Source organism: Lentzea xinjiangensis (genome assembly GCF_900110955.1).
Lineage (GTDB): Bacteria > Actinomycetota > Actinomycetes > Mycobacteriales > Pseudonocardiaceae > Lentzea > Lentzea xinjiangensis.
This window is the reverse complement of record NZ_FOFR01000016.1, coordinates 113,376-138,028: the sequence shown is the minus strand read 5'-3', so window position 1 is coordinate 138,028 and position 24,653 is coordinate 113,376. Positions and strand designations below refer to the sequence as shown.

Below are 24,653 nucleotides of genomic sequence, written 5' to 3'. Positions count from 1 at the left end.
CGTGTGATTACGTGGTGGGTGTGACTGTGGAACAGGTGGTCCTCCTGGCTGAGGACGGTTCGGCCATCGGCGTCGAGGACAAGGCCGTGGTGCACCACGCGGACACCCCGCTGCACCTGGCGTTTTCCAGCTACGTCTTCGACTCGGCCGGCCGCACGGTGCTCACCCGCCGCGCGTTGCACAAGAAGACCTTCCCCGGCCTGTGGACCAACACCTGCTGCGGCCACCCGCTGCCGGGGGAGGACATGGCGCAGGCCGTGCTGCGGCGGCTGCGGGACGAGCTCGGCATGGAGTGCTCCGAGCCCGAGCTGCTGCTCCCGGCCTTCCGCTACCGCGCCGAGATGGACGGCGTCGTCGAGAACGAGATGTGCCCGGTGTTCCGGGTGATCTCCGACGACGAGCCCGCCCCCAACCCGGACGAGGTCGACTCCACCGAACGGGTGGCGTGGACCCGGTTCGCCGCCGACGCGCTCGACGGCACGCGGGAGATCTCGCCGTGGTCGCGCCTGCAGATCGCCGAACTGGTGAAGCTGGGGCCCGACCCGCTGGCGTGGCCGGTCGCGGACCCGGCCGGGCTCCCCGGCGCCGTCCGGCTGGACCCGCCGCTGCGCTGACGCGTCGGTGGGGCTGGGCTTGCCGGTGGGGGCTGGGCTTGCCGGTGGGGGCTGGGCTTGCCGGTGGGACTGGGCTTGCCGCTGATCTGGACTCGTCGCCGGGTTGAACTGCCGCCGCATTGAATCGGCGTGCTGGACCTACCGGCGTGCTGGACCTACCGCCGCGTCGAACCACCGGCGCGGCGGCCCGCCGTGCGGGGGACGCGCCCTCGCCCGCCGCCCGGCCCGGCCGGTGCCGGGTTGGCGTGACCGGCATGGGCGATGTCCGGTCACGGGTGGTCGCCGGTGCTGTCGTCAGCGCCGGTCTGGCCTCGGCGTCTCTCGGCGTGGGCGCCGCGGCGCCCGTCGTGAGCGGCGTCGTGGCCGTGTCGGCGGTGCTGGTGATGGTCACGACCCGGCGATCAGGCCCACCCCGAGACCGATCATCACGGCGGCGATCAGGCCGTCCAGCACCCGCCACGCGCGGGGCTTCGCGAACAGCGGGCTGAGCAGCCGGGCGCCGTACCCGAGCGCGACGAACCAGGTGACGCTCGCGGTGACCGCGCCGACGCCGAAGAGCCACCGGCCGGCCGCGATCGAGCCGAGCAGCAGCACGGTGTCGAGGTACACGTGCGGGTTGAGCCACGTGAGCGCGAGCGCCGTCAGCACGGGCCGCCCCCCGTGGCCGTCGTCGACCTGCATCGCCCGGGGCCGCACCGCGCGGCGTGCGGCCAGGAACCCGTAGCCCAGCAGGAAGATCCCGCCGGCGACCGCGGCGACGGTGATCGCGGAGGGCCACCGCCGCACGACCGCCCCGAACCCGGCGACGCCCACCGCGACCAGGACCGCGTCCGAGATGACGCACACGGCGACCACCCCGGCGACGGCTTGGCGCCGGAGTCCTTGGCGCAGCACGAAGGCGTTCTGCGCGCCGATCGCGACGATCAGGGTCATCGTGGTGCCGAAGCCGAGCAGGAGATCAGTCACGCCATCGACGGTATGGACGCCCTCCTGATGAGGCCAGCTACAGATTCTTACGTACCATTAGCAGCCGTGATGGACCTGGACCTGGTGCGCACGCTGCTCGTGGTCGTCGACGCGGGCACGTTCGACGCCGCGGCCACCGTGCTGCACGTCACCCCTTCCGCTGTCTCCCAACGGATCAAGGCCCTGGAGCAGCGCACGGGCAGGGTGCTGCTGGTGCGGGCGCGCCCGGTGCGGCTGACGCCGTCGGGCGAGGTGATCGTCCGGTACGGCCGGCAACTGCTGGCCCTGGAGCAGGACCTCGGCGCGGCGCTGGGGTCCGCCGCCGTCGTGCGGGTGCCGATCGCGGTCAACGCCGACTCGCTCGCCACGTGGTTCCTGCCCGCCCTGCAACGGGTTCCGGCGTCGCTCAGGATCTCGTTCGACCTCCACCGCGAGGACCAGGACCACACGACGGCGTTGCTGCGCCAGGGGCTGGTGATGGCGGCGGTGACGTCGTCCGGGGAACCGGTCGCCGGCTGCTCGGTGCGGCGGCTCGGCGACATCCGCTACGCCGCGATGGCGTCGCCGTCGTTCGTGGACCGGCACGGGGAGGGCGCCCTGAAGTCGTGGCTGCCGGACGCCCCGGTCGTCGTGTTCGACCGCAACGACGACCTGCAGGACCGGTTCGTGCGCACGCTCACCCGCGGCCGGGGCGCCTCGGAGCACCGCCACCACGTGCCGGCGTCGGAGGTGTACGTGCGGGCCGTCGTGGCGGGGCTCGGCTGGGGGATGGTGCCGCCGCAGCAGCTCCAGGACGGCCTGGTCGACCTCGCGCCCGGCCGCACCATCTCCGTGCCGCTGTACTGGCAGCAGTGGAAGCTCGACTCGCCGGCGCTCAACGCCGTCGCCGAGGCCGTGGCCGAGGAGGCCGCCGTGGCGCTGCGGTAGCGGCGGATCCTGTCGGCTTGCTGAACCCAGGAACCGCACGGGGCCACTCCGGCGTTGACCGTTCCGTGCTGATTCCTCGACTCGCCGCCACCGGTGGTTCGCTCGCCGTCGTCGCGACGGTGGCCATGGTCGGTCTGCTCGACCTGACCGTCGGCCCGCTGCGCCGCACGATCAGCGAGTACGCGCTGGGCGCGCACCGCCCCGTCTTCGACGTCGCGGTGCTGCTGCTGGCGGCCGGCTCGCTCGCGATCCTCGGGGTGCTCGTCCACGAGGGGGTCGCCAGGTGGCGGTCGGCGGGATCGGTCGCACTGGTGCTGTGGTCGGCCGGGCTGCTGCTCGTGGTGGCGTTCCCCAAGACGAACTGGGCGATGGGCACCAACCAGCTCAGCGGCAGCATCCACCGCTTCGGCAGCATGGTGGCGTTCGTCAGCCTGCCGATCGCGATCATCCTGCTGGCGCGGCCGTGGCTGCGGGACCACGTGTGGGGGCGACACGCCAGGTGGACGATGGCGTCCGGTTTGTTGAGCGTTGTCGCTTTCATGCCGCTGCTGTACGCCATCGTGGTGGGCATGGTCTCGGACGTTCGCTGGTGGCGCGTGTTCCCGTTGGGCTACATCGAGAGGATCTTGCTCGCCGCGGAGGTCGGCGCCGTGCTCGTCGTGGGGCTGTGGGCCATCGCGGCCAGTAGGGTTGCGCCATGGCGAGTTGGGGAGACCTCGCGGATTACATCCGCGCCGAGTACGACGTCATCCACGACGAGGACGAGGAGCTGAGGATCCTCTTCACCTTCGGCGACGCTGACGAGGACGACGACGACCGCACGCAGGTCGTGATCATCGTCCGGGAAGTGCTCGACAAGATGCACGAGTGGGTGCAGATCGCCTCCCCGTGCGGGCTGGCCTCGCAGGTGAACCTCCGCGACGTCCTGGAGGAGGTCGGCAGGTCCACCGTGGCGTGCGGCCTCGCGATCATGGGGGAGCACGTCGTGGTCCGGCACTCGTTGCCGCTGGTGGGCCTCGACATCCACGAGTTCACCGACCCGCTCCAGTTGCTCGCCGGCACGGCGGACACGCTCGAGGAACAGTTCTGGGGAGGGGACGGCTACTGATGTTCGACCTGACACCCGCGGCCGACGAGCTGGCGGGCCTGGTGCGCACCGTCTCGGACGGCGACCTGAAGGCGCCCACACCGTGCCCGGAGTACACGGTGGGCGACCTGCTCGACCACGTGAACGGCCTGTCGGCCGCTTTCACCGCGGCGGCGCGGAAGACGCCGCTGGAGGCCGTCGCCTCCGGCGACGCGGCGCGGTTGCCGCTGGACTTCCGCGAGTCGATCCCGGCGCGGCTGGCCGAACTGGCGCAGGCGTGGCGCTCCCCGCAGGCCTGGGAGGGCATGACCCGCGCGGGCGGCGTCGACCTGCCGGGTGAGGTCGCGGCCGCCGTGGCGCTGGACGAGATCGTGCTGCACGGCTGGGACCTGGCGCGGGCGACCGGCCGGCCCTTCGAGGTCCGGGAGGACCTGCTGGAGGTCGTCCACGGCTTCGTGTCGTCGATCGGTCCGGACGACCGCGACGGCTCGCTCTTCGCGGCCGCGGTGGAGGTCGGCTCGAACGCGCCCCTGCTCGACCGTGTCGTGGGACTCAGTGGGCGCGATCCGCAGTGGAGTGTAGGTTAGGCTCTCCTAATGTGAGAGCGATGACGGTGCAGGTTCGGGCCGGCCTGGGCGTGGGACGTCTGGCCGCCGCGGTGGACTCCCTGGTGGAACTGCACCCCGAGCTGTGCCGCTCCGGCTTCGCGCACCACGAGGTGGCGGACCCCGTCGCCGCCACCGCCGCGGCTCTCGCGGAGGCAGAGGCGGGGCTCGACCTGCAGGCGGGAGTCCTCGTGCAGGCCGTGTGGCTGGACGCGGGGCCGGTGCGGTCCGGGCGGGTGGTGCTGGTGCTGCACGACATCGTGGCGGACCGGTTGCCGCGGATCCTGCCCTGGCTGGTGCAGGCGTGGAAGCAGCCGGCACTGGTGAGCTGACGCCGAGGCCGCTCACGCCCTCCGCCGACAGCGCGGGCAGGGAGGTGGCGTCGCCGTGCACCCAGGCGACCCGCGCGTCCTCGGCCCGCGCGATCTCCAGCGACGCCAGCGCGGGATCCACCCCGGCGACCGAGTACCCGGACGAGGCCAGCAGCGCCGCCAGGCTCCCCGTGCCGCACCCGACGTCGAGCACCGAGCGCGCCCCGAGCTCGGCGGCGATCCCCGGGTACAGCGCGAGATCGTCGCGCGGCCCGTCGAACGCGTCGTAGAGCCGCGCCGGCCGCGGGTCGGCGAAGATCGCGTCAGGCACGCCGCACCCGACCTCCCGCGACGAACGGCCGCAGCAGCTCGATCACCTCGTGGTCGGGCCGCCCGTGCAGCTCCTCCTCCGCCACGCGGCGGGCGATCCCCGCCAGGAAGTCGGCGACCTGCACGCGCGCGTCGTGCTGCGAGTCGACCAGCGTCAGGCTCTCCAGGCGGGGCGCCAGCTCCCGCAGCCGCCGGATCCGCCCGTCCGTCAGCGACAGCTGCTGGTCGTGCACGATCGACACCGGCCCGTCCCACTGCGCCACCACCCGCAGGATCGCGGGGAACAACGGGTCCAGCGCCCCGCGCGGACCCCTGGCCCGCAGCAGGTCGTTGTACGGCTCCAGCGGCCCCGGGACGGCCCCGAACTCGGCGCGCACCCGCGCGGCCAGGTACCGCCGCTTGTCGACGAGCTGCACGCGGGCACGGCCGGCGAGCGGGCCGGAAGGGCCGAGGAACCACAGCAGCACCCGCCGGTTCTTCTCGCGCAGCAGGTGGTTCGCCTTGTACTCCAGGGCCGGTGACCTGATCATCGAACGCAGCGACGCCACGCAGCCCGCCGCCTCCTCGCGGGACAACGAGACACCGGCGTGCGCGAAGACCGCGGTGACCCCGCCGACGAGCTTCTCGCCCTCGGACCCCGACTCGTCGCAGGCGATCTCCATCAGGACATCCGGACCACGGGACCACGTGCGCGTGCGGGGATCGGGAACGCGTGTTCACGCCGGATCCGCGGCACGTCGTCACTCGCCGCCGGGTGCGGTGCCGGTGTCACAGTGGTTGTAAGTGGCATCACAGGTGAGGATGCCCCACCGGGCTCGTCGCGGTCGCCTGGTTTTCCCGGCCACCAGTCACGGGGACAGGGGCCAGGTGTGCACGGGTTCGTTGGCGTGCATCAGGTCCACGTAGGTCCTGAGCATCGTGCGCAGCGCGTCCGGCCGGTCCAGGTGCGAGTGGTCGTAGTGGCGGTGGAACTCCCGCGCCTGCCAGGTGGCGCCGTTCACGCCGCTCAGGCAGCGCTGCTCGATCACCCCGAGCAACCGGTCCCGCTCTGCCGAGTCGACGCCCCACCGGATCAGGCCCTCGTGGGCGAGCGGCAGCAACCGCCGCAGCACCAGCTCGACGACCGGCACCGTGCCGACGCCGGGCCAGTACATCTGCGCGTCCATGCCGTTGCGGGCGGCGGCGTTGAAGTTCTCCTCGGCGGCCTGGAAGCTCATCTGCGACCACAGTGGACGTTCGTCCTCGGCCAGTGCCCGCACGAGCCCGAAGTACAGCGCTCCGTTGGCCAGCGTGTCCACGATGGTCGGGCCGGCGGGCAGCACCCGGTTCTCCACGCGCAGGTGCGGCCGGTCGCGCACCACGTCGTACACCGGCCGGTTCCAGCGGTAGATGGTGCCGTTGTGCAGCTTCAGCTCGCTCAACGCCGGGGTGTCGCCCTTGTCGAGCACCGCGAGCGGGTCCTCGTCCTCGCAGATCGGCAGCAGCGCGGGGAAGTAGCGGACGTTCTCCTCGAACAGGTCGAAGATCGAGTTGATCCACCGCTCGCCGAACCACACGCGCGGGCGCACGCCCTGGGCCTTGAGCTCGTCGCCGCGGGTGTCGGTGGCCTGCTGGAACAACGCGATGCGGGTCTCGCGCCACAGCTCCTTGCCGAGGAAGAAGGGCGAGTTGGCGCCGACCGCCACCTGCACGCCCGCGATGGCCTGGGCGGCGTTCCAGTAGGCGGGGAACTGCTCGGGGCTCACCTGCAGGTGCAGCTGCGTGCTGGTGCAGGCCGCCTCGGGGACGATCGAGCTGGCCGTGAGGTGCAGGCGCTCGACGCCGTCGATGGAGATCTGCAGGTCCTCGCCGCGCGCGGCCAGCACCTGCTCGTTGAGCAGCGCGTAGCGCGGGTTGCCCGAGAGCAGGTCCGGGCTGATGTGCCTGGAGCGCAAGGTCGGCAGGATGCCGTTGATGACCATGTGCGCGCCGACCTCGCGGGCCTTCTCCTCGGCGGAGTTCAGGCTGCGGCGGACGGTCTCCTCGAACGAGGTGATGCCGCCGCCGGCGAGCCGGCGCGGCGCCACGTTGATCTCGATGTTCCACTGGCCGAGCTCGGTCACGAAGTCCGGGTCGTCGATGACATCGAGGGCCTCGTGGTTCTTCATCGCCGGGTCGCCCTGCTCGTCGATGAGGTTGATCTCGATCTCAAGGCCTGTCATGGGGCGTTCGAAGTCGAAGCGCGCCTCGCGCAGCATCCTCGCGAACACGTCGAGGCACCGCCGAACCTTCGTGCGGTACCGCGTGCGGTCCTCGCGCGTGAACTCGTGCTTAGCGACATCCTCGCCCATGGTGGCCTCCCGGCGGTCGAGGGTTCACCCCCACTGTGCACCATCGTTGATCAGTGCGACACCCGTGTGCCCTGTTCCGGAACGCGCGAAACGGGGTTTCAGGCCGGCACTGCGATGGCGGTGACGAGGAGGTCGCCCTGCACCAGCCAGCGGCCGTGGAACCCGGCGACCGGGGCGTCGGGCAGCAGGATGCGCGAGTGGAAGGTGCCGTCGGCGTTCAGCGTGATGTCGGCGTCCTCGAAGCCCAGCCAGCGCTGGGTGATCGGGTACCAGGCCTTGTAGGTGGTCTCCTTGGCGCTGAACAGCAACCGGTCCCAGCAGATCTTCGGGTCGTCGACCTTCAGCCCCGGCATGCGGCGCAGCTCCGCCGGGATCGCGATGGCCTCCAGCACGCCGTCCGGTGCGGGCGCGTGCGGTTCGGCGTCGATGCCGATGGTCCGGAAGTCGGTCGTCCTGGCGAGGGCGGCGGCGCGGTAGCCGGCGCAGTGCGTCAGGCTGCCGGCGACGCCCTCCGGCCAGAGCGGCTCGCGCTTCGGGCCCGGCAGGATGGCGGCGGGGGCGACGCCGAGCTGCCCCATCGCCTCGCGCGCGCACGCACGGACCGTGCCGAACTCGAACCGGCGCTTGGGCACGGCGTTGCCGAGCAGTTCCTCCTCCTCGGGGAAGAGGTCGGCCGGCTGTTCGTCGTCGTACCGCTCCACCGCCGCGATGGGCGGGGGAAGAAGCTGTTCCAGCATTTATGACTCCCGCAGCACGTCGTGCAGCTTGACCCTGGTGGTGCCGCGCGGTTTCCACTCGCGCGGGTAGCCGAGCGAGACCTCGTCGAAGCGCACGCCGTCGTAGTGCGTCGTGCGGGGGATGTGCAGGTGGCCGTAGACCATCTCGACGGCGTTGAACCGCTTGTGCCAGTCGGCGGTCAGCGCCGTGCCGCACCAGAGCGCGAACTCCGGGTAGCGCAGCACGAACGTGGGGTCGCGCACGAGCGGGTAGTGGTTGATCAGCACCGTCGGACCGCCGACCTGCGCCAGGCGCTCCTCGGTCTCCCGCACGCGTGCCCGGCACCAGGCGTCCCGCGACGGGTACGGGTCGGGGTGCAGGAAGTACTCGTCGGTGCACACGACGCCGGCCTTGTGGGCGATGGCCAGAGCGGATGCCACGTCCGTGGCGCCGTGTGGCCTGAACGAGTAGTCGTAACCGAGGAAGAGCGGACAGACGGTGACCGGCCCCTTCGGCCCCTCGAAGACGACGTAGGGGTCCTCGGGCGTGATGACGTCGAGGCTGCGGCACAGCTCCACGAGCTGCTTGTAGCGCATCTCCCCGCGGGCCTGGTTCGGGTCGTCCTTGGTGGTCCAGAGCTCGTGGTTGCCCGGCGACCAGATGAGCTTCGCGAACCTGGGCCGCAGGGTCCGCAGCGTCCACTCGACGTCGGCGAACTTCTCACCGATGTCCCCCGCGACGATCAGCCAGTCGGCGGGGTCGGGTGCGGCGATCGTCTCCACCGCCTGGCGGTTGTCCTGGTAGGAGACGTGCAGGTCGCTGGTGGCCAAGAGCTTCACAGTTCGAACGGTAACCGAGGCGTCAACGACTGGATCATTACCGGTCGGTGGAGTGCTCTCCGTGATCAACGGGTATCACTCGATCGTGCGACGGGTACCACGACCGGTTATCCGTTCGTCGCAGACCGTGCGCCACTCGTCTCAACAGGGCGGGCCGCGCGTCGCCGTCGCACGTCCGCTCATCGCCTTTCCGGCCTCTCGCACTTACTTCCTCCGCGGCCGCGTTCCTACTGTGAGCGCTGTCACCTGACGGAAAAGTCCTGGCGGAGGACCCCATGACCGACTCGCAGTTCGCACGCACCCCGGACCCGCGCCTCGCGCGGCAGGTCCCGCCCCGCCAGGTGCCGCAGCGCCCCGTCGCGCCACGCCAGGGCCAGGTCCCGGTCCGCTACGGCCAGCCGGTCGACCCGCGCCTGGCGGCCGCCCCGTCGTTCCGCCGCACCGTGGGCGCCGAGATCGCCCGCCACGCGCAGCAGCACTCGGCCTACGCCGTCCCGCCGCGCCGCACCACGCCCGAGGACGCGGCTCTCGCCACCCTGCTCCGCTCCCGCCAGCGCGCCGAGTCCGCCCGCCAGGACCCGCGGCCCGCCGACGCGGCGCGGCAGGACTCCTGGATGCGCGCCTCGTGGCCGGAGCCGAGCGCCGAGCCCGGCCGCGGTGACGTCATCGAACAGCTCTCCGCCCGGCTGGTCTCGCCGAACCTGTGGGCCGTCGTCGAGCCGCTGATCCCGCCGGCCAAGGTGCGCCGGCAGGGCGGCGGGCGTGGCCGGGTGTGCAACCGGTCCGTGTTCACGGCGATCGTGTTCGTGCTGTCGTCCGGCTGCGCCTGGCGGCACCTGCCCGCCTCGTTCGGGGTGACCGTGCCCACCGTGCACCGGCGCTTCCAGGAGTGGACCGACCTGGGGCTGTGGGTGCGCCTGCGCCGCGCCGCCGCCGAAGGCGCCTGCGGAGCCGACGAGCTGGACTGGATCCGGGCCGTGCTGGACGCGGCCGACCGCCGGGCCGCGAAGGCCGCCGGCTGAGGTTCTCCCCGCGCACGCCGGGGTCGTCCTGACCAAGGGCGGCCCCGGCGTCGTCGACCGCTCACCGCGGGAATGACCGCTCATCGCGGGAATGACCGCTCACCGCGGGAATGACCGCTCGTCGCAGCGGCACGGGGGTGCGGGTCGTCCCGCACAGCACCAGTCTTGGCGGCTTTCGAGCGGCCCGGCTTGGCACCTACATGCCGTTGATCCCCGCCTGGTACTTCGGCACCCGCACGGTGATCTTCGTGCCGAGCCCGCACGCCGTCTCCACGACGAGCCCGTACTCGTCCCCGTAGACCCGCCGCAGCCGCTCGTCGATGTTCCCCAGGCCGATGCCGGTGGACTCGTCGACCTGTCCGGCGAGCGTGCGGCGGAGCTTCTCCGGGTCCATCCCGATGCCGTCGTCCTCGATGGTGATCTGCGCTTCGGCGCCGCTGTCGTCGGCGTGGATCTGGATGTGCCCCGGCTCGACCTTGCCCTCCATGCCGTGCCGCACCGCGTTCTCCACCAGCGGTTGCAGGCACAGGAACGGCACGGTCACCGGCAGCACCTCCGGAGCCACCTGCAACGTCACCTTCAGCCGTTCGCCGAAGCGCGCCCGTTCCAGCGCCAGGTACTGGTCGATCGACCGCAGCTCCTCGGCCAGCGTCGTGAAGTCGCCGTGCCGGCGGAACGAGTAGCGGGTGAAGTCCGCGAAGTCGAGCAGCAGGGTCCGCGCGCGCTCCGGGTTCGTCCGGACGTAGGAGGCGATGGCGGACAACGAGTTGTAGATGAAGTGGGGCGAGATCTGGGCGCGCAGCGCGCGCACCTCCGCCTCGACCAGCCGGGTGCGGGAGCGGTCGAGCTCGGCCAGCTCGAGCTGGCCCGCCGCCCAGCGCGCCACCTGGTTCGTCGCGCGCACCAGGCCCGCGGAGGCCTCGCGCGAGTAGGCGGCCAGCGTGCCGACCACGCGGCCCTCGACGGTCAGCGGGGCCACGACCGCGCAGTTGATCGGGCAGTTCGGCTCGGTGCAGCGGATGTCGAACGCCTGGGTGCGGCCGGTCAGGAACACGTCCTCGGCCTGGGCCATCGCGTCGGCCGAGTGGTGCTCGGACAGGCCTTCCCACGCGACCACCTCGGTCTCGTCGGTCAGGGCGAGCGCGGGGGTGTCCAGCAGGGTGCGCAGGTGGCGGGCCGACTTCTTCGCGGCGTCGGGGACCAGGCCGGCGCGCAGGGGAGGGGCGGCGGACCACGCGGTGTGCAGCGTCTCGTAGGTGACGCGCTGGGCCTCGGTCGAGAGCGACTGCTTGTTGCGCGTGCCCCGCCACAGGACGAGCACGGCCGCTCCGCCGACGATCAGGATCGCGGCAGCGGTGAGGAAGTCGTGCATTTCACGTCACCTTCTAGCTTCGCTCGTCGCCCGAGCCGGGACCGGAGCCGTCCAGCCCGAGGTTCTCGGGCGCGTGGAGCTTGACCATCGTGCGCTGCACGCCCGGCGGCACGTGCCGCTGGGTGAGCAGGGAGACGACGTACATCACCGTGAAGCCGAGCGGGACGGTCCAGGCGGCGGGACGCGAGAGCAGCACCTCGTACCAGGCGTCGCCGGTGTCGGTGAACATCGTGACGAGACCGGCGGTCAGCGCGGGCACCCCGCCCGCGAGCATGCCGGCGATGGCGCCGACCGTCGTGGTGCGGCTCGACCAGATGCCCAGCATCAGCAACGGGCACAGCGACGACGCCGCCACCGCGAACGCCAGGCCGACCATGTCCGCGACCGGCATGCCCGTCGACACGAACGTCATCGCGAGCGGCACGACGCCCGCGAGCACCGCGGAGATGCGGAACCCGCGCACGCCGCCGAGCCGCAGCACGTCCTGCGACAGCACCCCCGCCAGTGACACGACCAGTCCGGAGGACGTCGACAGGAACGCCGCGAAGGCGCCGCCCGCCACCAGCGCGCCGAGCAGCTCGCCGCCGATGCCGTCGACCACCCTGGCCGGCAGCACGAGCACCACGGCGTCGGTCTGGCCCGTCATCAGCAGCTCGGGGGTGTAGAGGCGGCCGAGCGCGCCGTACACCGGCGGCATCAGGTAGAAGACGGACAGCAGGCCGAGCAGGATCAACGTCGTGCGCCGCGCGGCCGTGCCGTTCGGGTTGGTGTAGAAGCGCACGATCACGTGCGGCAGGCCCATCGTGCCCAGGAACGTCGCGATGATGAGCGAGTACGCCCCGTACAGGGGGAAGTCGGCGCCGCTGGACTCCGGAAGGGCCCACGACTCGTTGGTGTTGTGGGCCATCGTGGACAGGTGCGGCACGGTGGCGTCCTTGGGGAACGTGAACTCCGAGCCCTGCCCGATGCGGTGGTAGCCGTCGGTCAGGACGAAGCCGCCGTCGACGCGCACGCCGTCGACCTCGCCGGTGCCCCTGATGGCGAGGGACCGCTCGGCGTGGATCATCGTGTCGTTGTTGAAGGTGACTTCCGTGTCCTGCCGGAAGGCCGGGTACTCGGGCGCGGTCAGCGACTCCGCGCCGTGCACCTGCCAGACGACGACGAGGAACACGATCGGCACGGTGATCGCGGTGAGCTTGAGCCAGTACTGGAACGCCTGCACGAACGTGATCGACCGCATGCCGCCGGACATCACGTTCACCGTCACCACCACCATGACGATCAGCGCGCCCACCCAGTCCGGCGCGCCCGTGACGGTGTTCAGCGTCAGCCCCGCGCCTTCGAGCTGCGGCAACAGGTACAACCAGCCGATCGCCAGCGCCAGGACCGATGCGACGCCGCGCACGGCCCGTGACCGGAAGCGGGCTTCGGCGAAGTCCGGCAACGTGTAGGCGCCCGAGCGCCGCAGGGGAGCGGCGACCATCGTGAGCAGCACCAGGTACCCGGCGGTGTAGCCGACCGGGAACCACAGCATGTCCGGCCCGTAGGCGAAGATCAGCCCGGCGATGCCGACGAACGACGCCGCCGAGAGGTACTCGCCGCCGATCGCGGACGCGTTCCACCACGGGGAGACCGTGCGCGAGGCGACGTAGAAGTCGGACGTGGTGCGGGAGACGCGCAGCCCGTAGGCGCCGACCAGGATCGTGCCCAGGACGACGACCAGCACCGCCACGACGGCGTAACCACTCGTCATGGACGTTCGACCAGCTCCGCGAACTCGCGCTCGCTGCGCTCGGCCTGCCGCACGTAGAACCAGCCGGCGAGCAGCAGCATCGGGAACGTCGCCACGCACAGCAGGAACCACGGCAGCCCGAGCCCGAACACCCGGAACCTCCCGAGTGCCGGTTCGAGCGAGAACAGCAGCGGCAGCAGGGCCAGCACGCCGGTCGTCACCAGGCACACCGACAGGCCCAGCCGCCGCTGCGCCCTGATCAGCGTGCGCATGTAGACGGCGCCGAGCTCGCTCTGCTCGTTGATCTCCCGCGTGCCCGAGTACGGGCGGCGCGCGCGGGGCGCCCGCGTGCGCGGGCTCGTCACCACCACACGCTGGGTCGGCTGCGGCACCGGCCTGTGGGGTGGTGGCGTGGTCACGACCCCAGCCCGTTCCTCGGTTGCGCGCCTCCGGCGGCCGTGGCCTGTCCCGTCCCCGGTGCCGGGCGCGCGCGCCGCACGAGCAGCTGCCGCAGGTGCCGCGCGTGGCGGCGGCTGACCGGCAGCACCGCGCCGCCGATCGTGACGCTGAGGTGGCCGTCCTCCAGCCGCATCTCGTCGATGTGCCCCAGCGACACCAGGTGGCTGCGGTGGATGCGGACGAACCCGGCGCTGCGCCAGCGCTCCTCCAGGCCGTTCAACGCCGCGCGCACCAGCCCGCTGCCGGTCGCCGTGTGCAGCCGGGCGTAGTCGCCGTGCGCCTCCACGTACCGGATGTCGGCGAGCCGGATGAAGCGCGTGATCCCGCCGAGCTCGACGGGGATGACCTCGTCACCCACCTCCGGCGGCGTGGAGTTCGCGGGCTGCGCGGCCGCGGCCGGCTCCTGCGCCGACCGGGAGTCCCAGACCTCGTGCACGATGCGGTGCACGGACTCGGCGAGCCGTTCCTGGCGCACCGGCTTGAGCAGGTAGTCGAGGGCCTTGAGCTCGAAGGCCTCCACCGCGGGCTGCTGGTGCGCCGTCACGAACACGACGGGCGGCGGCTGCGCGAACCGCGACAGCACGCGGGCGAGGTCGAGCCCGTCGAGGCCCGGCATGCGGATGTCGAGGAAGACCGCGTCCAGCGGCTGGCCGGCGTCCATGGCGCGGTGCAGCACCCGGAGGGCCTTCGTGGCGTCGGTGACCGCTTCCACGTGGGCGATGCGCGGATCGGAGCGCAACAGGTACACGAGGTCTTCCAGCGCGGGCGCCTCGTCGTCGACGGCGAGCACCCGCAGGGAGCGCTCGAGGCTGCCACGTCGATCCGGCCCCTCGCAGATGGGGCAGGGCAGACCTGAGGTCATTCGAGATCGAATCCAAACTGTGTACGGCCGATCCTCACGTGGCGGCGATTAGACCACGCTCGATCGGCGCGCGCCTGGCCGAGGGCCTCGGATACGCGATCATGCACCCTCACGGAGGGTGACCTGCGGCGGGGGTCCGATAGGCGCACGTGTGCACGACCGGTACCCCCTCCCACCCGGAAGACCTGATCGGCGCATCATCCGCCAGGAGCGGGACGCGCCAACACCCTCCGATCGGGTGTGTCTGGGAGAGCGGGGCCGAACCGGCGGCGCGGCGCCGCCCGGTCCGCCGGGCGCGCGCTCGCGGCGAGGCCCTACGACTGCCGGATCGCCCTGGGCTGGGCCGCCAGGGCGTCGCCGAGCGTGATCTCCAGCTCGATGAACGACTCCTCGGCCCTTCTCGCGGCCACGCTGACCGACGCGGCCGCGGCGGGCCCGACGAGCCTGCGGGTGGGCGCGCGCAACGCCTGGATCGCCTCGGACCACTGGTTCGAGAGCTTGGCGAGACCGCTCAGCGTGTCGACGAGCTCGTCGGTGTTGTCCGGTGGTGACGCGACGATCTCCGCCAGCCGGTCGCGCAGCGCGTCCAGTGCCGGGTCCACTTCAATCCTCCCTGTCGTGCCGCAACAGCGGGTGAGGACGAGTGCGAACATTTCCCCCACTGGGCACACCATATCTCGACAGCGGTGGTCCAGCGCAATGATGTTGCCCCACCGGGACCAGGCGGTCAATCGCGCACCCATTCCGTCTCAACAGGCCCTCGTCTCAACTGGTCCGCGCTTATCGCGGCGGGGCTGAAATGAGCGTTTAGCCGGTGTTTTCTCGCCGGGGTGCCTGTTCTCCGTGCCTGGTGGGCCAGGTGGCGCCAGGGGTGTTGGGCCGAATCGGTGTGTCCTGCGTCGCATGAATCGCGCGAATGTGTGGTTGGAGCGACTTCTCGGGGGACGCATTAACTCTTTTGCGGTAACGCGGTGTTGCCGGCTTGGCTGATCGTGTCCGCTCTTCGTTCGTTCGGGCGCGTACGGTGATAATAGAAAGTTCTACGACCCCCTGCCGGTGCCGCGGTGGCGCCTTCTGCGTGACAGATCGGCGTCGCCTTGCTATGACTGTGTCTCGGCCGATCTGGGGGGATGCGGTGATGTACTTCGTCGTACGGGACGGTGGCGAGTTCCCGCGGGCCCTGGTCCGGGTCGACCGGGGCGTGGAGCAGGAGTTCACCCGCGAGGGCGAGTGGGCGGGGTCCGACGTGCTGTCCCGGCCCGATCCGCAGTGGGCGGTGACCGAGGTCTACTCGGGGGAGTTCTACCGGCACGTGCACCGGATCGTGCGCGACCGGCGCGAACGCGCCGGGCACGGGTGCGTCGCGGTGTTCTCGACCCACGTCGGGGTCGACGAGCTGCACAACGCCACCGCGGTGATGCGCCGGCGGGACGGCGCCGAGGAGTGGCTCGACGAGACCGGCGTCTGGCAGGCGGGGACGCGGGACCTCGGCGAGCGGATCTGGCTCCCGATCAGCGAGGAGGAGCTCGACCGCGTCAAGTGGACGGTCGTGCGGCCCGCGTGGTTCGTCCTGCACGACGGGAGCGACCACCCGTACGCGGTGGTCAGGAAGATCCCGTCGGCAGAGGAGGCGTTCACCCGGCGGTTGCGGTGGGAGCCGTCGGACCTCCTCGGGCGCGAGGACCTGCGCGTCGAGGAGCTGGCGCACCCCCTGGACGCCGACCGGGCGGTGGAGGCCGTCGAGTTCGGGGTGCGCGCCGAACGGCAGCGCGCCCGCGGCGGGCCCGAGTACTTCACGCTGCGTGACCGGTTCTACTCGCGCGAGGTCTTCGGCGTGGTGAGGCGGACCGGGACGACCGAGGAGGTCCACGCCGGACGCGCCGGGTGGGTGCCCTCCGCGGTGGTCGGCCAGATCGAACGGGGCGAGGTGCTGCCCTACGAACACCTCCCGGTGTCGTGGGAGGAGGCGGAGGCCGTCATCGCGGGCCGCTCGGGACGCCGGTGCTTCCTCGTGCGGGACCGGCCCGATGATCCGCTGTGGCCGTTCGCGGTGGTCAGGGTCGACGGGGAGCGCGAGGTGGCGTTCACCCGCGACCTCGTGTGGGAGCCGTCGACCCTGCTGGCGCGGGTGGCGCGGCAGCAGGGGCTGTGGGTCGAGGAGCTCCCGCCGTACTCGTCCGGGGCGGCGGAGGCCTTCAGGCTGGCGAGCAGGGTGCGCCATGAGCGGCGGCGGACCGAGTGGGCGCACGACGAGCACTGGTACTTCGCCGTCTTCACCGACTGGGAGGCGGCGCTCGACCTCGCGAAAGCCCACCGGCTGCACCGCACGAGGGCCGGCTGGTCGACCTCCGGGCGAAACTACGACAACGGCGAGTGGACGTACTCGGGCTGGGAGCTGGAGGACAGCGACCGGGGCAAGTCCGACGACGTCTACCTGCCGATCAGCCCCGAGGAGGCGCGACGGCTCATGACGATGCTGGAGAGCCGCTGAGTCAGAGGCGGCCGACGTCGGTGATCGTCAGGACCGCCTCGCCCACCTCGTCGGACGCCGCCAGGTCGACCTCCGCGTTGAAGCCCCAGTCCTTGTCCCCGGCCGGGTCCTCGAAGATCTGCCGGCACACCCAGCGCTCCGGCTCGACGTTGATGATCAGGAACGCCGGGCCGCGCGCGTTCGGTCCCGTGCCGATGTCCGAGTGCTCCTCGAAGTACGGCTCCAGGGCGTCCATCCACTCCTTGGCCGTCCAGCCCGACTCGTGGTCCAGCTCGCCCAGCGAGTACCAGTCGCGCTTGGCGGCCAGCTCGACCCGGCGGAACAGGGCGTTGCGGACCAGGACGCGGAACGCGCGGACGTTGCGGGTCACGGCGGGCGGCAGGTCCACGCGGACCTCCTCCACCACGCCGCCGGGGTTGGTGAGCTTCTCCCACTCGTCGATCAGCGACGAGTCGACCTGGCGGACCAGCTCGCCCAGCCACGAGATCAGGTCCTGCAGCTCCTCGGTCTTCGCCTCCTCCGGCACCGTCTGCGACAGCGCCTTGTAGGCGTCGGCCAGGTACCGCAGGACGAGGCCCTCCGACCGGGCGAGGCCGTAGAACGACACGTACTCGGTGAACGTCATGGCGCGCTCGTACATGTCGCGCACGACGGCCTTCGGCGACAGCGAGTAGTCGCCGACCCAGGGGTGGCCGCGGCGGTAGGTCAGGAACGCCGCCTCCAGCAGCTCGTCCAGCGGCTTCGGGTACGTGACCTCGTCCAGCAGCTCCATCCGCTGGTCGTACTCGATGCCGTCGGCCTTCATCGCGCCGATCGCCTCGCCGCGCGCCTTGTGCTCCTGCGCGCCCAGGATCTGCCGCGGGTCGTCCAGGGTGGACTCGATGACCGACAGCACGTCCAGCGCGTAGCCCGGCGCCTCGCGGTCGAGCAGCTCGATCGCGGCCAGCGCGAACGGCGACAGCGGCTGGTTCAGCGCGAAGTTGAACTGCAGGTCGACGGTCAAGCGGAAGTCGTCGCCCACGCGTTCCACGACGCCCGCCGCGACCAGTGCCCGGTACATCGCCAGAGCCCGCTTGATGTGCTTGAGCTGCTTCGGCCGGTCCTCGTGGTTGTCCTCGAGCAGGTGCCGCATGGCGGCGAACGCGCCGCCGCCGGGGCGGCCGATCACGTTCAGCAGCATCGCGTGCGAGACCTGGAACGACGAGGTCAGCGGCTCGGGCTCGGCGCCGACGAGCCGGTCGAACGTCGACTCGCTCCACGACACGAAGCCGTCGGGCGCCTTCTTGCGCACGACCTTGCGGCGCTTCTTCGGGTCGTCGCCCGCCTTGGCGAGCGCCTTGAGGTTCTCGACCTCGTGCTCGGGTGCCTGCACGACCACCGTGCCGACGGTGTCGTAGCCCGCGCGGCCCGCCCGGCCGGCGATCTGGTGGAACTCGCGCGCCTTCAGGATCCGCGTGCGGGTGCCGTCGTACTTCGACAGCGCCGTGAAGACCACGGTGCGGATCGGGACGTTGATGCCGACGCCGAGGGTGTCGGTGCCGCAGATGACCTTCAGCAGGCCCGCCTGCGCGAGCTGCTCGACCAGGCGGCGGTACTTGGGCAGCATGCCGGCGTGGTGCACGCCGATGCCGTGTCGCACCAGCCGCGACAGCGTCTTGCCGAAGCCGGCCGAGAAGCGGAAGCCGCCGATCGCCGCGGCGATCGCCTCCTTCTCCGGCTTGGCGGAGACGTTCACGCTCATCAGCGACTGCGCGCGCTCCAGCGCGGCGGCCTGGGTGAAGTGCACGACGTAGATCGGCGCTTCGCGGCCGTGCAGCAGGTCCTCGATCGTCTCGTGCAGCGGCGTGGAGACGTACTGGAAGTTCAGCGGCACCGGGCGCTGGGCCGACCGGACCACCGCGGTCGGCCGGCCGGTGCGCCGGGTCAGGTCCTTCTCGAAGAACGTGACGTCGCCCAGCGTCGCCGACATCAGCAGGAACTGCGCCTGCGGCAGCTCGATCAGCGGCACCTGCCACGCCCAGCCGCGGTCGGGCTCGCTGTAGAAGTGGAACTCGTCCATCACGACCTGGCCGACGTCGGCCGTCGCGCCGTCGCGCAGCGCGATGTTCGCGAGGATCTCCGCGGTGCAGCAGATGATGGGCGCGGAGTCGTTGACGCTGGCGTCGCCGGTCATCATGCCGACGTTCTCCGGGCCGAACACGTCGCACAGCGCGAAGAACTTCTCCGAGACCAGCGCCTTGATCGGCGCGGTGTAGAAGCTGCGCTGGTTGCCGGCCATGGCGACGAGGTGGGCCCCGATGGCCACCAGGCTCTTGCCGGACCCGGTCGGGGTGCTGAGGATGACGTTGGCCCCGGAGACGAGCTCGATGACCGCCTCCTCCTGCGCCGGGTACAGCGCGAGGCCGCGTTCGGCGGCCCAGTGGGAGAAGGTGTCGAACAGTTCGTCTTCGTCGGCGATCGAGGTGAGCCGGTCCGTGAGTGCAGTCATCGCGGGTGAACTATAGGTGGTAGGCGTACTCGGTGAACTCCCAGTCGGTCACGAACCGCTGGAAGCGGGCCACCTCCTCCCACTTGAAGTCCACATAGGACCGCACGAAGTCCTTGCCCAGCACCTCGACCATCGCCGCGTCCTCCTCCAGGTAGGCGAGCGCGTCGGGGAGCGTGGCGGGCAGCGTCGGCGCCTTCGAGGGGTCGTAGCCGTAGCCGGCCGACGGCCGCGGCGGCTCGATCCGGTCGCGGATGCCCAGGTAGGTCGCCGCGATGAGGCCCGCGATGCCGAGGTAGGGGTTGGCGCTCGCGTCGCCGAGGCGCAGCTCGAGCCTGGTCGTCTCGCCGCGCTCGGCCGGCACCCGCAGCATCGCACTGCGGTTGTCGAGGCCCCAGTCGATCAGCCACGGCGCGAGCGAGTCGGGCCCGAACCGCTTGTAGGAGTTGACCGTGGGGTTGAGCAGCGCGGCCAGCGCCGGCGCGTGCTTGAGGATGCCGCCGATCGCCCAGCGCGCCTCGTCCGACAGGCCGTGCGAGGTGCCCGCCGCCTGGAAGGCGTTGCGGCCGTCCTTCTCGTGGCACGACAGGTGCAGGTGGAAGCCCGAGCCGCCGCCGTCGTTGAACGGTTTGGCCATGAACGTGGCGAGCCGGCCCTCCCGCCTCGCCAGCTCCTTGACCGAGGTCTTGAAGCGGAACGCGCGGTCGGCCGCGTCCATGGCGGGCGAGTGGACCAGGTTGATCTCGAACTGCCCGCCCGCGTACTCGTGGTTGCCGCCGGTGGTCTGCAGGCCCGCCGAGCTGAGCGTGCGCAGGGTTCTCAGCAGATGACCGTCCGAGTCGCCCCTGCGCCCGGTCGCGTAGACGTTGCCCGGCTCGTCGCAGTACGGCCGCCACCCGTTCGGGCGGTCTTCGTCCGGCTCGCAGAGAAAGTACTCCAGCTCGGGCCCGACTACCGGGGCCAGCCCGGTAGTGCTGAATATCTCCAGCGCCCTGCGCAGCACCTGCCGCGGCGATTCGTCGACGGGTCTTTCGTCGGCGGGGCTCACCGCGTCGCCGATGCACCAGGCGACCCCCGGCTCCCACGGGATCGGGAGCAGCGTGTCGAGGTCGGGCACCACGACCACGTCGGGCAGCCCGGCGTCGAGCACCCCGCCGTTCTCCGTGGTCTTGCCGCCGGGGGTGGTGCTGTAGACGGCCCGGCAGAACGACAGCCCGCGCTGCGTCACCGCTGGTAGGTGCTCCACGAGGACGTCACGGCCGCGGTCGGTTCCCAGCAGGTCGGGAAAGACCACGCGCACCACGTCGATGCCGTCCTCGCCGAGTCTTGCCGTGAGTTCCCGTGTCACCTGGTCACCGACCACGTCGAACTACCTTTCCGGCACAGTGTGTCGCTGGCACGGAGGGGATAGCGTTGAGGCGCGAACGCTATCGACCCGCCCGTGGAGTAAAGACCATGATCGGTCTCCGTGGTTGCTCCACACTCATCGTCCACCACAGGGCAACAGTCCGTAACTGGACGGGTGACGACCGTCACGAGATCATGCACGATGTGGGATCGTGATCAAGTGGTGGCGGACCGACTCGCACCACATCACAGACATAGTTCGGAACCGCAAGTATTGTGCCGGGAACACCTGAGCTCGAGCACGGGAGACTTTGAGTTGTCTGGTCACCACACGATTGCCGAGACCGAGAAAGCCGTCCAGGCCAAGCTCGGCGCGGTGCCGCTGCGTCGCGAGCAGATGGCAGCGGTGTCGAACATCCACCGCGCCGCCACCGCGATCCGGCAGCACCTCGAGAACTCGGTGCTGCGCACCAGCGATCTGACCTGGACCGGCTTCGTCGTGCTCTGGGTCGTGTGGATCTGGGGCGAGATGGAGACGCGCTACGTGGCCGAGGAGGCCGGGATCTCCAAGGGCACCCTGACCGGCGTCGCCAAGACGCTGCAGTCCAGGGGCCTGCTGGAGCGCCTGGGCCACCCGACGGACGGGCGCCTCGCGGTCCTGCGGCTCACCCCGGAGGGTGAGGAGCTGATGGCCGACCTCTTCCCCAAGTTCAACGAGGAGGAGGTCTTCGTCTCCGATCCGCTGGAGTCGTCGGAGGCCCAGTCGCTGGCCGAGATGCTGCGCCGCATGGTGACGCACCTCGAGGCCAACGGCGAGCAGCGCCGGCTCGACCTGCGCGGGGACACGCCGCTGCCGCCGCGCCGCTCCGGGCGGCGCGCCAAGCACGGCTGACCCGCCGGCCCACCGGCGGCTCACTCACGGGGTGAGCCGCCATTTCGGCGTTGGTGGGCACCGCCTCAGAGCAGACTCAGAGCAGGCTGAGCACCCGTGCGTGCAGCGTGTCCAGGTAGTCCTCGGACTCCGGCTTCATCAGCACGCTGCGCAGCACCCGCGCGCCGTCCGCGTCGGCCAGCACGCCGGGGTGCCGCGCCGCGAACGCCGCCTTCGACGCCCGTGTGACGCTCAGGAAGATCGGGTCGACGGCGGCGTTCATGCCGGTCTCCAGCACGCGGTGCGAGGCCGCGTCCACCGCGGACAGGGTCGCCGGGCTGGTCAGCGGGAAGTACGTGACGATGTCCAGCTCGGGCTCCTGGAAGAGCTCCAGCCGCTCCGACTCCCGGATGAGCGACGCCCACCGCACCGCCGCTCGCCGACCAGCCGCCAGCACCTCGCCCAGACCGTCGCGGGTCAGCGGCAGCAGCCGCAGCGTGAGCCACAGACCCGCGGCGGCGGCTCCGGCGCGGGAGCACTCCAGGCTGATCTCGCCCAGGTGCAGCTCGTCGGACGTGAAGTACGTGTAGGGGGAGTCGTGCAGGTAGAAGCGGCCCACGGACGGATCACGGAACAACACGGCTCCGCAGCCGTAGGGCTGTAGACCGTGCTTGTGCGGATCCACCACCACGGAGTCGCACGAGGCGATGGCCTCCCACGGCTCGGGCGCGAGGTCCGTACCCGCCAGCAAAGTGAAGAAGCCGCCGTACGCACCGTCCACATGCACCCGTGCGCCGTAGCGGCGTGCGATGTCCAGCACGAGATGCACCGGTTCGATGGCACCCAAAGCGGTGGTTCCCGGCGTGACGACCACGGTGCCCACCTTGCCGCCGCGCAGGAGCTCTTCGAGAGCGTCCAGATCCATGCGGCCACGACCGTCCACGGGGACGAGAAAACCCTCGACCCCGAGTACGCCGCACATGCGTGAGTGCGTGTAGTGCGCCTCGGAGGAGTACGCGATGCCACGGCCCGGATGCAGCGAACGGGCGATGAACAACGCCTCCAGGTTCGCGATCGTGCCGCTGGACGTCAGATGCCCCAGGTGCTCCGGGTAGCCGAACATGCCGGCCAGCGAGGAGACGACCTCGCGTTCCATGGCGGCGGTCGCGGGACCGCCGTCCAGGGCGTGGTTGTTCGGGTTGATCAGCATCGCCGACAGGTAGCCCACGACCGCCGCCGGGTGCGGGGGCTTGAGCATCTGGCCGGCGTAGCGCGGGTGGAAGAACGGGTAGTTGTCGCGCAGGCGGTCCTGCAGCTCGGCGAGCGCCGAGCCGAAGACCGCTGGGTCGACCCGCTGCGACGGGTGGGGGGTGAAGCCGCCGTACTCGGCCGTCCACTTCTCGTGGTTGGCCAGCGCCTCGTTGAGCCAGTGCTGAAGGTCCACCGCACACCCCACCCGTTCCGCATGATCCGAATGTTCGAATTTGGACGTTACGGCAGTCCCCGGCGCGTCGACGAGTCGTTGGCGATCACATCGTGGGGCGTCGGGCTCGCGGACGCCCACACCGGTTTCGCGCGGCGGCAGCTCCGCCACCCAGGTGGTCTGGGTACCGCGAAAGGCGGCTTGTGACCACCGACTCGCACTTGCCCGCAGATAGTTGTTGCAAAGTTCTAGTCACAGTCTTCCCATGGCAATTAGCGTGATCAGTCATGTCACCTGTTGCCATGCACATGAGCGACGGTCTGCTGAACGCGCCGACATCGGTCGTCTTCCTCGCCATCGCGGCGGCGGGGGTCGGGTTCGCGCTGATCAAGGCGCGTGCGGACCTCGACGACCGCACGGCGCCGATGGCGGGCCTGGTGGCCACGTTCATCTTCGCCGTCCAGATGATCAACTTCCCGATCCTGCCCGGCGCCTCCGGGCACCTGCTCGGCGGCGCCCTCGCGGCGATCCTGGTCGGTCCGTACGTCGGCGCGCTGTGCGTGACGATCGTGCTGGTGGTGCAGGCGCTGCTGTTCGCCGACGGCGGTCTCACCGCGCTCGGCGCCAACGTCACCAACATGGCCCTGATCGGCACGGCGACCGGGTTCCTCGTCGCCGTCGCCCTGCGCAGGCTCGCCGAGCGCGGCAGGGGCGGCCTGGCGGCGGTGGCGTTCGTCTCGGCGTTCGTCAACACGCTGTTCGCCGCGACCGGCTTCGTCGTCGAGTACGCGGTCGGCGGCGCGGGCGGTGTGGAGATCGGCAAGGTCGCGCTGCTGATGTGGGGCCTGCACGCGTTGATCGGCATCGGCGAGGGCCTCATCACCGCCGTGACCGTCACGTCGGTCGCGGCGATCCGGCCCGACCTCGTCCACCTGCTGCGCGGCAGCGCCAAGCCGCTGGAGGTGCGGTCGTGAGGAAGTTCTCCATCGGGTTCGCGGTGGTGTCGTTGCTGGTCGCGGGCGTGCTGTCGTACTTCGCCTCCGGCGCCCCGGACGGGCTGGACAAGACGGTCGAGGACACCGGCATCGCCGAGCACGCGCGGGAGCACCCGCTCGCGGGCAGCGCGCTCGCCGACTACGCCCTCGGCGGTGACGACGCGTTCACCGGTGTCGCCGGGGTGCTCGGGGTGCTCGTCGTCCTGGCCGTGTCCTTCGGCCTGTTCTGGTTGCTGCGCAAGCGTTCCGACGTTCGATGAGTGGCAGCCACGACGTCCTGCACCACGCCGGCGACTCGCCGGTGCACCGCCTCGCGCCCCACGTGAAGATCCTCGTGGCGTTCGGGGCGGTGCTGGGCGTCGTGGCCACCCCGCGCACGGTGTTCGGGTTGTTCGGCCTCTACCTGCTGCTGATCGTCGCGGTGTGGTCGGTCGCGCGGGTGCCCGTGCTGTGGTTCGTGAAGCGCGCGGTGATCGAGGTGCCGTTCGTGGCCCTCGCGTTCCTGCTGCCGGTCTTCGGCACGGACCCGCGGGCCGACGTGGTCGGGCTGTCGGTGTCGGTGGAGGGCGCGCTGGCCGGCTGGAACATCCTCGCCAAGGGCACGCTCGGCGTCTTGATCAGCCTCACCCTGGCCGCGACGACGGCGCCGGGTGACCTGCTCAAGGGTCTGCAGGTGCTGAAGGTGCCCGCGCCGTTGATCATGATCGCCACGCTCATGCTCCGCTACGGCGAGGTCGTCGTCGGCGAGGCCAGGCGGATGCGCGTGGCCCGCATCTCACGCGGTGACGACCCGCGCTTCCTGTGGCAGGCCGGCGCGCTGGCGCGGTCGGTCGGCACGTTGTTCATCCGGTCCTACGAACGCGGAGAG

General features: G+C 71.1%; 23 protein-coding genes and 3 pseudogenes. 12 read left to right on the top strand and 14 right to left on the bottom strand.

Features of this window, described 5'->3' with window-relative positions; all coding sequences use genetic code 11:
• The first annotated feature begins 26 nt into the window (after positions 1–26).
• Positions 27–614, top strand: a complete 588-nt coding sequence (gene idi, locus BMW88_RS29210; RefSeq protein WP_089956589.1) for an isopentenyl-diphosphate Delta-isomerase — start codon at positions 27–29, stop codon at positions 612–614.
• A gap of 387 nt (positions 615–1,001) precedes the next feature.
• Here idi and BMW88_RS29205 read toward each other — a convergent pair whose 3' ends face one another.
• Entirely contained in the window at positions 1,002–1,547 is a 546-nt protein-coding gene (locus BMW88_RS29205) for a LysE/ArgO family amino acid transporter (protein WP_089956769.1), read from the bottom strand.
• Positions 1,548–1,649: 102 nt separating this feature from the next.
• On the opposite strand from BMW88_RS29205, the gene BMW88_RS29200 reads away from it, so the two are divergent.
• From BMW88_RS29200 to BMW88_RS43585, 5 genes are all read left to right on the top strand, one after another.
• The gene (locus tag BMW88_RS29200) at positions 1,650–2,507 is read left to right on the top strand and encodes a LysR family transcriptional regulator ArgP (RefSeq protein WP_089956767.1); all 858 of its coding nucleotides are present in this window, start codon (positions 1,650–1,652) and stop codon (positions 2,505–2,507) included.
• A 65-nt stretch (positions 2,508–2,572) separates the two neighbouring features.
• The gene (locus tag BMW88_RS29195) at positions 2,573–3,280 is read left to right on the top strand and encodes a DUF998 domain-containing protein (RefSeq protein ID WP_245778139.1); all 708 of its coding nucleotides are present in this window, start codon (positions 2,573–2,575) and stop codon (positions 3,278–3,280) included.
• On the top strand, positions 3,205–3,615 hold the full coding sequence (locus tag BMW88_RS29190; protein ID WP_089956586.1) for a type III secretion system chaperone family protein: 411 nt from the start codon (positions 3,205–3,207) through the stop codon (positions 3,613–3,615). Before BMW88_RS29195 ends, BMW88_RS29190 begins: the two co-directional genes overlap by 76 nt.
• On the top strand, positions 3,615–4,181 hold the full coding sequence (locus BMW88_RS29185) for a TIGR03086 family metal-binding protein (RefSeq protein WP_089956583.1): 567 nt from the start codon (positions 3,615–3,617) through the stop codon (positions 4,179–4,181). The genes BMW88_RS29190 and BMW88_RS29185 overlap by 1 nt, the downstream gene beginning before the upstream one ends.
• Before the next feature lie 20 nt (positions 4,182–4,201).
• A complete protein-coding gene (locus BMW88_RS43585) occupies positions 4,202–4,531 on the top strand; it encodes a condensation domain-containing protein (RefSeq protein ID WP_245778150.1) in 330 nt (109 codons plus the stop codon).
• A gap of 88 nt (positions 4,532–4,619) precedes the next feature.
• On the opposite strand, the pseudogene BMW88_RS44360 reads toward BMW88_RS43585, so the two are convergent.
• The 5 genes and pseudogenes from BMW88_RS44360 to BMW88_RS29160 all read right to left on the bottom strand — a co-directional run.
• Positions 4,620–4,724 (bottom strand): annotated as a pseudogene (locus BMW88_RS44360) (methyltransferase domain-containing protein); the annotation flags it as partial.
• Between the two features lie 109 nt (positions 4,725–4,833).
• Positions 4,834–5,502 (bottom strand): DUF3800 domain-containing protein, encoded by a 669-nt coding sequence (locus BMW88_RS29175; RefSeq protein ID WP_089956577.1) that lies wholly within the window; start codon positions 5,500–5,502, stop codon positions 4,834–4,836.
• A gap of 186 nt (positions 5,503–5,688) precedes the next feature.
• Positions 5,689–7,170: a glutamate-cysteine ligase family protein gene (locus tag BMW88_RS29170; RefSeq protein ID WP_089956574.1), complete on the bottom strand. Its 1,482-nt coding sequence runs from the start codon at positions 7,168–7,170 to the stop codon at positions 5,689–5,691.
• A 98-nt stretch (positions 7,171–7,268) separates the two neighbouring features.
• Complete coding sequence (locus BMW88_RS29165) at positions 7,269–7,907, bottom strand: 4'-phosphopantetheinyl transferase family protein (RefSeq protein WP_089956571.1); 639 nt, start codon at positions 7,905–7,907, stop codon at positions 7,269–7,271.
• On the bottom strand, positions 7,908–8,726 hold the full coding sequence (locus BMW88_RS29160; protein WP_218148244.1) for a metallophosphoesterase family protein: 819 nt from the start codon (positions 8,724–8,726) through the stop codon (positions 7,908–7,910).
• A gap of 614 nt (positions 8,727–9,340) precedes the next feature.
• On the opposite strand from BMW88_RS29160, the pseudogene BMW88_RS43575 reads away from it, so the two are divergent.
• Positions 9,341–9,736: pseudogene (locus BMW88_RS43575) on the top strand (transposase); the annotation flags it as partial.
• A gap of 208 nt (positions 9,737–9,944) precedes the next feature.
• On the opposite strand, the gene BMW88_RS29150 reads toward BMW88_RS43575, so the two are convergent.
• The 5 genes from BMW88_RS29150 to BMW88_RS29130 all read right to left on the bottom strand — a co-directional run bounded on the left by BMW88_RS29150 (position 9,945) and on the right by BMW88_RS29130 (position 14,775).
• A complete protein-coding gene (locus BMW88_RS29150; protein ID WP_089956567.1) occupies positions 9,945–11,120 on the bottom strand; it encodes a histidine kinase in 1,176 nt (391 codons plus the stop codon).
• Between the two features lie 13 nt (positions 11,121–11,133).
• Complete coding sequence (locus tag BMW88_RS29145) at positions 11,134–12,873, bottom strand: sodium/solute symporter (protein ID WP_089956564.1); 1,740 nt, start codon at positions 12,871–12,873, stop codon at positions 11,134–11,136.
• Positions 12,870–13,217, bottom strand: a complete 348-nt coding sequence (locus BMW88_RS29140; RefSeq protein WP_245778138.1) for a hypothetical protein — start codon at positions 13,215–13,217, stop codon at positions 12,870–12,872. Before BMW88_RS29140 ends, BMW88_RS29145 begins: the two co-directional genes overlap by 4 nt.
• Positions 13,218–13,267: 50 nt before the next feature.
• On the bottom strand, positions 13,268–14,173 hold the full coding sequence (locus tag BMW88_RS29135; protein WP_245778137.1) for a LytR/AlgR family response regulator transcription factor: 906 nt from the start codon (positions 14,171–14,173) through the stop codon (positions 13,268–13,270).
• Positions 14,174–14,487: 314 nt separating this feature from the next.
• Positions 14,488–14,775, bottom strand: coding sequence for a hypothetical protein (locus BMW88_RS29130; RefSeq protein ID WP_089956560.1), 288 nt, complete (start codon positions 14,773–14,775; stop codon positions 14,488–14,490).
• 536 nt (positions 14,776–15,311) lie between these two features.
• On the opposite strand from BMW88_RS29130, the gene BMW88_RS29125 reads away from it, so the two are divergent.
• Entirely contained in the window at positions 15,312–16,664 is a 1,353-nt protein-coding gene (locus BMW88_RS29125) for a hypothetical protein (protein ID WP_089956557.1), read from the top strand.
• 1 nt (position 16,665) lies between these two features.
• Here BMW88_RS29125 and BMW88_RS29120 read toward each other — a convergent pair whose 3' ends face one another.
• Positions 16,666–19,152 (bottom strand): DEAD/DEAH box helicase, encoded by a 2,487-nt coding sequence (locus tag BMW88_RS29120; protein ID WP_089956555.1) that lies wholly within the window; start codon positions 19,150–19,152, stop codon positions 16,666–16,668.
• A 10-nt stretch (positions 19,153–19,162) separates the two neighbouring features.
• Positions 19,163–20,497: a glutamine synthetase family protein gene (locus BMW88_RS29115; RefSeq protein WP_245778136.1), complete on the bottom strand. Its 1,335-nt coding sequence runs from the start codon at positions 20,495–20,497 to the stop codon at positions 19,163–19,165.
• A gap of 315 nt (positions 20,498–20,812) precedes the next feature.
• On the opposite strand from BMW88_RS29115, the gene BMW88_RS29110 reads away from it, so the two are divergent.
• Positions 20,813–21,388 carry a MarR family winged helix-turn-helix transcriptional regulator gene (locus BMW88_RS29110; protein ID WP_089956552.1) on the top strand — a complete coding sequence of 192 codons (576 nt, stop codon included), beginning with the start codon at positions 20,813–20,815 and terminating at the stop codon, positions 21,386–21,388.
• A 76-nt stretch (positions 21,389–21,464) separates the two neighbouring features.
• Here the strand turns inward: BMW88_RS29110 and BMW88_RS29105 are convergent, their stop codons facing one another.
• Entirely contained in the window at positions 21,465–22,811 is a 1,347-nt protein-coding gene (locus tag BMW88_RS29105) for a pyridoxal phosphate-dependent decarboxylase family protein (RefSeq protein WP_089956549.1), read from the bottom strand.
• Positions 22,812–23,077: 266 nt separating this feature from the next.
• On the opposite strand from BMW88_RS29105, the gene BMW88_RS29100 reads away from it, so the two are divergent.
• From BMW88_RS29100 to BMW88_RS43570, 3 genes and pseudogenes are all read left to right on the top strand, one after another.
• Entirely contained in the window at positions 23,078–23,764 is a 687-nt protein-coding gene (locus BMW88_RS29100) for an energy-coupling factor ABC transporter permease (protein WP_089956546.1), read from the top strand.
• Positions 23,761–24,045: a PDGLE domain-containing protein gene (locus BMW88_RS29095; RefSeq protein WP_089956543.1), complete on the top strand. Its 285-nt coding sequence runs from the start codon at positions 23,761–23,763 to the stop codon at positions 24,043–24,045. The genes BMW88_RS29100 and BMW88_RS29095 overlap by 4 nt, the downstream gene beginning before the upstream one ends.
• A pseudogene (locus BMW88_RS43570) lies at positions 24,042–24,632 on the top strand (energy-coupling factor transporter transmembrane component T family protein); the annotation flags it as partial. The gene BMW88_RS29095 and the pseudogene BMW88_RS43570, both read left to right, overlap by 4 nt.
• Positions 24,633–24,653: the final 21 nt, after the last annotated feature.

What these genes read in the sequence shown, in the direction of transcription:
- BMW88_RS29165 (WP_089956571.1), bottom strand. Translation starts at nt 7,907, where the DNA reads ATGCTGGAACAGCTTCTTCCCCCGCCCATCGCGGCGGTGGAGCGGTAC.
- BMW88_RS29120 (WP_089956555.1), bottom strand. Translation starts at nt 19,152, where the DNA reads ATGACTGCACTCACGGACCGGCTCACCTCGATCGCCGACGAAGACGAA.
- BMW88_RS29170 (WP_089956574.1), bottom strand. Translation starts at nt 7,170, where the DNA reads ATGGGCGAGGATGTCGCTAAGCACGAGTTCACGCGCGAGGACCGCACG.
- BMW88_RS29150 (WP_089956567.1), bottom strand. Translation starts at nt 11,120, where the DNA reads ATGCACGACTTCCTCACCGCTGCCGCGATCCTGATCGTCGGCGGAGCG.
- BMW88_RS29175 (WP_089956577.1), bottom strand. Translation starts at nt 5,502, where the DNA reads ATGGAGATCGCCTGCGACGAGTCGGGGTCCGAGGGCGAGAAGCTCGTC.
- BMW88_RS29200 (WP_089956767.1), top strand. Translation starts at nt 1,650, where the DNA reads ATGGACCTGGACCTGGTGCGCACGCTGCTCGTGGTCGTCGACGCGGGC.
- BMW88_RS29205 (WP_089956769.1), bottom strand. Translation starts at nt 1,547, where the DNA reads ATGACCCTGATCGTCGCGATCGGCGCGCAGAACGCCTTCGTGCTGCGC.
- BMW88_RS29135 (WP_245778137.1), bottom strand. Translation starts at nt 14,173, where the DNA reads ATGACCTCAGGTCTGCCCTGCCCCATCTGCGAGGGGCCGGATCGACGT.
- BMW88_RS29185 (WP_089956583.1), top strand. Translation starts at nt 3,615, where the DNA reads ATGTTCGACCTGACACCCGCGGCCGACGAGCTGGCGGGCCTGGTGCGC.
- BMW88_RS29145 (WP_089956564.1), bottom strand. Translation starts at nt 12,873, where the DNA reads ATGACGAGTGGTTACGCCGTCGTGGCGGTGCTGGTCGTCGTCCTGGGC.
- BMW88_RS43585 (WP_245778150.1), top strand. Translation starts at nt 4,202, where the DNA reads ATGACGGTGCAGGTTCGGGCCGGCCTGGGCGTGGGACGTCTGGCCGCC.
- BMW88_RS29125 (WP_089956557.1), top strand. Translation starts at nt 15,312, where the DNA reads ATGTACTTCGTCGTACGGGACGGTGGCGAGTTCCCGCGGGCCCTGGTC.
- BMW88_RS29100 (WP_089956546.1), top strand. Translation starts at nt 23,078, where the DNA reads ATGTCACCTGTTGCCATGCACATGAGCGACGGTCTGCTGAACGCGCCG.
- BMW88_RS29190 (WP_089956586.1), top strand. Translation starts at nt 3,205, where the DNA reads ATGGCGAGTTGGGGAGACCTCGCGGATTACATCCGCGCCGAGTACGAC.